We start from the raw sequence: 442 nt of genomic DNA, 5'->3' as shown, positions 1-442 counted from the left end.
CGGGCAGACGTTGATCTGGTCACTGGGCTATGACCTGCACTGCCAGTTTTTAAACCGGGTGACGGCCCCGACCGGTTTGCTGGAGGCGGTGACGTATACGCAGGACGGCCACCGTTTTCCGGCTAAGGGACCGGCGGCCGCCTTGCCGTATGTGACCCGTTACAGCCAGTCATCCGGTCTGGAGGGCGCCAGTGTCCGCACGTATACCTATACCAAGAACAACTTTCTCGGCAGTGGGACGGGGGGCGACTGGAGCCGCAATCAGGATTACCTCTACGGGGTGCTGTCCGACTATCAGTACGGCTCCATTGAACGCTGGGACAACGGGCAGGCGGTCCGGGAAATTACCCGGCGCTACAATAATTACCATTTGCTGGTTTCAGAAACGGTACAGCAGAACAACTGCATACGTCAGCATGAAACGGAGTATTACGCCCAAATC

General features: G+C 57.7%; 1 pseudogene. It reads left to right on the top strand.

The window, feature by feature from the left end:
* A pseudogene (locus Xsto_RS21805) lies at positions 1-442 on the top strand (RHS repeat protein); the annotation flags it as partial.

Source organism: Xenorhabdus stockiae (genome assembly GCF_002632825.1).
Classification (GTDB): Bacteria; Pseudomonadota; Gammaproteobacteria; order Enterobacterales; family Enterobacteriaceae; genus Xenorhabdus; species Xenorhabdus stockiae.
The sequence above is the reverse complement of the archived record's forward strand: the minus strand, read 5'-3'. Positions and strand labels throughout refer to the sequence as shown.